At 44.2% G+C, this 7,465-nt stretch carries 9 protein-coding genes; all 9 read left to right on the forward strand.

Annotation, left to right across the window (positions count from 1 at the left end):
- Positions 1-75: 75 nt before the first annotated feature.
- A complete protein-coding gene (locus OU26_RS10165; protein WP_152571368.1) occupies positions 76-342 on the forward strand; it encodes a hypothetical protein in 267 nt (88 codons plus the stop codon).
- A 104-nt stretch (positions 343-446) separates the two neighbouring features.
- The gene (locus OU26_RS09125; RefSeq protein ID WP_026645732.1) at positions 447-1,661 is read left to right on the forward strand and encodes a hypothetical protein; all 1,215 of its coding nucleotides are present in this window, start codon (positions 447-449) and stop codon (positions 1,659-1,661) included.
- Complete coding sequence (locus OU26_RS09130; RefSeq protein WP_026645733.1) at positions 1,658-2,131, forward strand: hypothetical protein; 474 nt, start codon at positions 1,658-1,660, stop codon at positions 2,129-2,131. The genes OU26_RS09125 and OU26_RS09130 overlap by 4 nt, the downstream gene beginning before the upstream one ends.
- The gene (locus OU26_RS09135; protein ID WP_026645734.1) at positions 2,124-2,765 is read left to right on the forward strand and encodes a hypothetical protein; all 642 of its coding nucleotides are present in this window, start codon (positions 2,124-2,126) and stop codon (positions 2,763-2,765) included. The genes OU26_RS09130 and OU26_RS09135 overlap by 8 nt, the downstream gene beginning before the upstream one ends.
- A 54-nt stretch (positions 2,766-2,819) precedes the next feature.
- Entirely contained in the window at positions 2,820-3,329 is a 510-nt protein-coding gene (locus OU26_RS09140; RefSeq protein ID WP_152571369.1) for a hypothetical protein, read from the forward strand.
- Between the two features lie 570 nt (positions 3,330-3,899).
- On the forward strand, positions 3,900-4,463 hold the full coding sequence (locus OU26_RS09145; protein WP_026645736.1) for a hypothetical protein: 564 nt from the start codon (positions 3,900-3,902) through the stop codon (positions 4,461-4,463).
- Between the two features lie 13 nt (positions 4,464-4,476).
- Complete coding sequence (locus OU26_RS09150) at positions 4,477-4,740, forward strand: hypothetical protein (protein WP_152571370.1); 264 nt, start codon at positions 4,477-4,479, stop codon at positions 4,738-4,740.
- A complete protein-coding gene (locus tag OU26_RS10170) occupies positions 4,728-5,375 on the forward strand; it encodes a hypothetical protein (protein ID WP_152571371.1) in 648 nt (215 codons plus the stop codon). Before OU26_RS09150 ends, OU26_RS10170 begins: the two co-directional genes overlap by 13 nt.
- 32 nt (positions 5,376-5,407) lie before the next feature.
- A partial coding sequence (locus OU26_RS10175) for a hypothetical protein (protein WP_152571372.1) occupies positions 5,408-7,465 on the forward strand: 2,058 nt, incomplete at its 3' end.

A 7,465-nucleotide genomic window follows, 5' to 3' on the forward strand; every position in this document is an offset into this window, starting at 1 on the left:
TACCAACTTATACCTTGATAGATATAAGGGTAACAACTTAAAAACCATCACATCAATATAAGGAGATAATTCAAGATGAAATCAGGAATTCTTGGAACAATAATAACAATGGTAATCGTCATGGTTATGACTGTGAGCATTACAGGGCGAATCATGAATCATGCTGAATCGATGGCGGACTCTATTAGCTCGCAGGTGAGTGCAGTTGCAACTATGAATTCAGTGGAAGGAAATAATTATGAGTCAGAAAAATCCGGTGCGTGTGGATCGGCTGCGTTCGGAGCGATTAACGATTATGCTCACACCAGCGGAATACAGGAAATTTCAAAAGTATGCAAGTGAGCACAATTTGTCTGAATCATCAGCGGGGCAGATTGCAATCAGAAAACTGCTGCGATTGAAGGTTAAATGAAAATCAATTAATTAATAACAAGGAGATAATAACAATGATTAACAATAATAATAGGAAGGTGAATGATATCTATGTGAATCTGGATGGATTCATTCGTGTGGATGGCGCATTATGCTTGCCGGATGGCTGGGTTATGGCTGGACGCATTGATAACACTGCGCTCATGAACTGGGTTCGTGTGCGGATTTCAAGGGCGGTTCCGGCGCAAGCACGGAAAACTTATCAGGTGCTGTTGTCTGATGGTGAGTTCCGTAATGATTTCGGGTTCGTGGATTCTGTTGACCTGATTCAGCGTGAGTTTGAATCCGGTGAGGGTTATGCTCAGATTAATTGGAATGTGTCCAATGCTCTCCGTGATAAGCGCATGGATGATGCGAACTATGCATTTACTGCTGAATTCACTGTGTTCAATCGTATGATTGGTGCAACATTGACTGGTGAATATTCACAGGATCTGGATAATGACTTGATTCCGCTGCTTGATTATACGCAGGTGGAACTGGTGAATCTTATTGGCCGGGATAAATTCGCGGCTCTGCGTTCAGCGGCTGTGAATGACCCGGTTCCGGCTTGCATGGTTAAGTCAATCCGTCAGTCAGTGAAATCTGATAAGCAGTTAGCGGATGCATTGGATTCATTGGATTCAGCACAGGTGACGTTCTCTGTCGCGGATGATATGTTCATTGATGCGCCATCTGAGGGTGGTTCTCAGTGGGATAACCTGTTCACTGATGCTCACGTTCAGCAGGATGTTGATGAGAATGCCGTGGAATCGAGCGAGCTGAACATTGATGATGATTATCTGCGTAATGCCGCGTTGCGTGAGATTCCGTCTGCATTCAATGGCTTGTATGATGCAGTCGTTGATGGTGTGAATGATTATGAGTCGTATCAGAAAATCATGAATGTTCTTAGTGGAAGCATGGATTCAGCGGATGACTTGCACATGATGAATGTAAATCTGCATATGGTGCTGGATGAAATGCTGTATAACGCTGATTACGATTTCATGCTTGATGAGAAGCTTCCTTCTCAGGTTAAGTTCGTAAGTAACCTGCTTGCAATCGTTGATGGTGTGAGAACTGATGAGAACTGCGCTATCTGTGGTGATATGCGTCATGTATATGTTCCGAATCGCTCGTATAAACCGGCGAACATGCCATTGTTCGCTCAGTATATTGACGTGTTCCGCCGAATCCTGAACGGTGATGAATTTGATGCTGCTATGGGAAAGGGGTTCGCGAAATGATTACATTGAATGATGATGCCTTGAAAGCATGGTTGATTACATGGGCGAACAAGCGTGCTGGTATCCTGTTGCATGATTATCTGGAATCACTGGGAACTGATATCCCTGTTCAGGTTACTTATCTGATTGATGTGATGTTGATGTCCCGGAATCCAATGGTTCGGCATGCGGCGGTTAAGGCAACATTGGATGCAGGTGTCATCAGTGATGATGATGAATTGCGGGACATTGATTATCTGCTTGTCGCGGCGGCTGGTGCGTTCAAGGGGACTGGCAGGGAGTTGTTCTCACGTGGATTGTCCGCATGGGAACTGGCGCTGCCTCGGTACATGTTCTCGAATCTGTTCGAAGCACTATATGGCGATTTGACGGTGGATGCGAACGCCAGCGCTGGTGAGCAGGCGAATCAGGATGAAGTCATTGAATTCATTGAATTCGTTAACAGGGAGGGAGGTCGTTATAATGCGTAATTACGATTCTGATCCTCTTATGTTGGAGCTGGTGCGTAAGTATATCTTGATGGATTTCAATCCGCTGGATTCTTTGGCAATGGGTGTTATCCGTGATGGCTTGCGCCGGAATAACTGGCGGTATCTGGCAAAGGGTGCGCCTGCGAATCTGGTTTATACTTATAACAGGTATTACAAGGATAAATTCGCGAATCATGTCCGTAATTACAGGGACGCGGCGATGAGTCATGACATGGGACTTATTGCATATCACTGGGAACAGATGCTGATGCTGTTGAATCCACAGGTATTGGAATACCGGTTCGATGACGCCTATCACTATGCGCATGAACCACTGGAATTCTCGGATGACGGTAATGTGAATCCGTATCTGGTGCGCACGAAAGCGTTGAATGCGGCGGCTGGCGATTATCTGGACTTGCATACGTTCAGGGGATTGTTCTCATTGCTTCCAGTGTTGACGGATGATGAGAAGGATGCTATTCGCATGGGTCGTTATGAGTGGGAGCATGATGAGTCGAAATGGCACTTATATACGATTCAGGGTACTACACCGGTTGATTCGGAATTATATGTGCCGTTCACTGGAAATAACAATAATGATGATGAGTACTGGGATGAATGGGGGATTTGAATTATGTTTATGATATACGAGAATATTAACAGGTGGAATGAGAACAATGAGAACATGGCTCTAATTCGTGAGCGTGTGGAGTCCTATCTGGTTCTGGCGAATGGTGAACCGGATTTGCCGATGTGGTTCATTGACTTGTTCGATTGCGATGGCGGATTGGATTCAATATTTGATTACCGTGATGCCATCATGCATCTGCATGATTTCGTGGTTGCATCGCAGTATTTGCGTCGGATGGTTTATATCGCGGATGAGAATGGCATTCCGGTTCCGGATGCGTGGCGTGTGATTCCGGATGTGATTGATGATACACGTGAGTTCAATGTGAGTGAAGTATTACCGGTTCTCACTGCAATATTCAGTGATTCTGTGTTGAATGCATTGAATACAGGTGATTGTGAGTGGTGTCCGGTTCGTAGGGAACTGGTTGCCAGTAATGGTGAACCATTGACTGTTATGGGTCATAAGTTGGTTGATGGGAATGGCACGTTGCTTGCGAAATCGCGCCGGTTAGCGTATGAGGAACATCATGCGCGTATGCGTGGTTGTAATATGCATGCGTGATATTAGTGTGTTGTAATCCAATATTGTAATGTGTGGAATATATGCCTGCTGGGAAACTGGCGGGCATTCCGCGTTATTGGGATATTGTATTATCGCGGTCATGGTGATCGCATGTGTGCATTGCATACATTGACTATATTAAAACGATTCCAATAATCTGATGATGCCTGCTGGGAAACTGGCGGGCATTGTCGGTTACTGTGATATTACGTTATCGCGGTCATGGTGATCGCATGGATGCATAATGTGTCCATAGGTAAGAATTAATGACTGGTTTTAAATTATCATGAGTGCCTGTTCGGTTATTCCGGGCGGGCATTCTCATTATCGGTTGCTGACTGTATTCGTATGTGTGTAATTCTGCTGAAAATCGATGTCGTTCACACACCGCAGAATATTGCGCTCTGTGGACGCCTGTTCGCATTGAATACATGAAAAAGTGCTTATTTAATATGTGATACGCGAAATAACAAAAAATCGCTGTCAGAGTTGAAATGAGTGCAGTATTAATCTGGCTGTACATTGATATATTCCTCTTAACAAAGTCGATAAGAGGGAGAAGATGTAATCATGAAGGCCATGAATGATGCGTTAATGCTTGCTGAGTTGAAATTGCGTGCGCGTGATTATTTGAAAGATAAGCGTGAGAATTATACGGTGTCCGGGCTGATTAATGACGGGCTGGTGGCTCTGCGCGGTCATGACTTATATGAATTCACAATGAACGCATGTAAGTATGACAGTTCACTGGCGCATGGCAGATATGTGGCTGCGGCTGATGCTTACTGGAATATGTTCAGCAGGATGACGCCGGTCGCTAATCAGAATTCACCGCTGGGATGGTTCGCGGATGTATTGGATTGTGCGGCGAATCCAACTCGGCTGGGCGAGGACAGATTGCGCAGGATGTTGATTAATGTCCCATTGTTCTCATCAGCTGACTCACAGGAAATCCTGAACGGCAATTATTCATTCATGCGGACTCGGTACAAGTTCACAGATGCTTCTGGACGCAATGAATTCGCGGATGATTACGCGCTGTTCATTGCAACGCAACCTGTGCAGTCATTATTGCAACCGAAAAAGTATCAGCAATTGGCTGCTGATAAATCGTATTCGAAATCACTCGCTTGATGGGAGGTCAAACATGAGGTTGCCGCGTGCGAAAAGGAAGTATCCGCGTTCTGTCCCTGAACGTGTGATGGATGATGGCACGATTATTCATGGTGTTCCGTATGACAAGCTGTCTGATGATATCAAATCTGAGTTGGATGAGCGCCCTTGCACGGATGATGGCAGGTGGCGCATATTCCTTCCTGATTCATTCTATCCGGGGAAATTCATTGAATTTGGTGGTTCATCGAACTTGCGTAATGAGCTGGAGGAGAAAGCGAGAAAATGGAATCTGTAATCACTATGCCGGTGGAATTCCGGCTTGAATGCTTCAAAATGATGCGCGGTATCTCATTCACTAATGCATGGTATTGGAATGATGGTGCCGCGTTGTCGGTTGATGAGAAACAATCATTGCGTGCTTATTCAATCTCGCATGGTAGTGATACTGAGATGTTGTCACCTGTTCAGTTGGAAGTGTTCATGCGTGAGTGTGTGTCTGACTTATTGGATGATGATGGGAATGTTATCAGTGTGTCCATGCCGTCATTGATGGTGGGTGAAAATGAACTGCGTGATTCATTGTCTGGTGGTATGTGGGGTACGTGGTTGCATCGTGCGTGTAGTGAATATTGTGCGTATCATGCGCGTGAGTCGCGTAATGTTATGGTGACGTCATTGAATGTTGATTATGCTTGTAGGGAATTGGCGTCAGTGTGGCGGTTCAGTGATATTGCGCGGATTCTGCGTGGTGTTGATTTGCGCCAGATTGATGGTATTGCGTCGGCGTTGGATGCATTGCGTTCATTGGATTCATCGCGTGTGAGTGCGGTGTGTGAGTCATTGGATTTGCCGGTGAATGAGTGGTGGGTTGATTATAATTCGGTGGCTGTCCCAGTGGGTGATTCCAGTGTGTTATTAGATATTCCGTGATTGAAATATTAATCAATCAACGGAGTGTAATTATGGTTAAAAATAAGTATTGGAAGTGGTTGTTATCACTTGTATTGCTTGCTGGCGTGGTTGCTGGCGGGCTGGTTGCATTGCGCACATTGAATGCGAATGCAGCGAATAATTATATTGATGGTTCGGCATGGGTGAAGTCAGTGTCTGCGCAGCGTTTACCTGATGGTGAAAACGCGGCGGATAAGTATGTTGATGTCGCTCCGAATGAGCATGTGTCCGCTTACGATAGCGTGCGTTTCAAGGCAACATTCACAGTGCCGAAAGGAACATTATCCGCTGATAATAATAAGGTTCGGTTCCCGATTACTGGTATTGACTTCAAGAAAAGTGGTTATCCGCAGGCTGGTGAAATATGGAATGGTTCTGTGAAATACGGAACCTTGACATTCGATGGTGAAGCGACACCGGAATCAAGCGTATCAGGGAATTACGCTATTATCACATTCAATTCAAACGCTATTAATGATAATACTGTCACCGATTTGACATCTGGCACATTCCAGTTCAATGTGAATCCAGCGAAAACATTGCGTGGTTCGGATGAGCATGTTATTACCATTGGTAATGGCTCATTCCCTCTGTATATTGACCGTGCTCACTTAACGGTTGTTAAGGAAGCGACTGGCGCTCCGAAAAAATGTGATACTGAGTATTGCTTCTATTGGACGGTTAAGGTTACTAATGATGGCGCTATCGCATTGAAACATTCTGAAATGTATGACTGCCGCGTAAAAGATGATTCAACACGTGGTAATCGTGAGTGCCAGTTCAATGATAATTATCTGCACTGGTCAAGTTATCCCCTTATTACAGAGAATGGCGCGTTTGTCGATGCTTCTGATGTTCGCTGGGAGGCTGGCGAATCACGTACCTTCAATGTTGAAACTCGCTTATCGCAAATTGACTATGCTGATAACATTGCGAATGTTCATAACTATTTCGCCGTTACGGGTGATCCGGATTATATGAATAATAGTGTTGTGTCTGAAGGTTATCGTGAGGTTGCCATTGCTGAGGACTGGGCAAGTCAAGTTAATCCGTTCTATCGTGAACTTCCTGATATCGATGTTGAAAAAACACGTGATGACCACGACATTGAATATGTGAATAGGAACACTGGTTCAACTTGTAAGTATGGTGATGAGGGCTGTACTGCAAAAGTCGGTTGGACTATCACTATCACTAATAAGGGTGAATCTGACGCGCATGGTGTATCCCTTGTTGAACAAGGTATCGGTACTTATTGGACTGCTGCGCAGATTACCGAGATTGAAAAAGCCATTAAGGATGCATCTGGAATTGGTGCCACATGGAATACTGAACAATCAAATGATGATGGTGCTATTCTCGGAAATATTAAATTTAATGATGTCGTGAAAGCAAAACAGTCATTCACATTCACATATCATAATACTGCGAATGTCGGTCCTAATGATACCGATGTCGGTAGGCAGAACTGTGTGTCCGTTGTTGCATCTGACGGAACACAGATAGCGAATAAATGTCGTGGTCTGGATTTTGGTATTGAAAAACTTGAAAAATATGCTTACAAATCTGGAAATGACGTATCGGACAATCAGAATAACTTGGGAACAAATCTTACATGGGGTATATATACATCCTTATCAAAATCACATGTCGGTAAAACAATTGTGCTTCATGAACAATTGCTTCCCGGTATGAAAAGCGCACTCTTGGGGAGGGCTTCCAATCGGACTGCCGCCGAAGATAAAACAACTTGTGAACATACTAGTTCATGCATAGGAAATATGTCTATCCTGTATAATACTGATAGTTGGTTTGGTGATTCCTATCATAAATTAATAGTTCATCGTGTTGATGAAACTCACTTTGATATCATTGTTCCTAATGCCCGTCAAAATGAGGCAATATACGTGACTCCTGTCATTGATAGGAAGTATCTGGATGAACATGGTACTGTAGTGGATAAGATTACTGATAGTGGATTTGAATACCCAATCACTGATAGGTATTGTAAGTCTCTGACATTCACTAATACGGTTACAAGCAATATTGCGGATGCAGTATCTAATGCG

It is taken from the genome of Bifidobacterium ruminantium DSM 6489 (assembly GCF_000770925.1).
Classification (GTDB): Bacteria; Actinomycetota; Actinomycetes; order Actinomycetales; family Bifidobacteriaceae; genus Bifidobacterium; species Bifidobacterium ruminantium.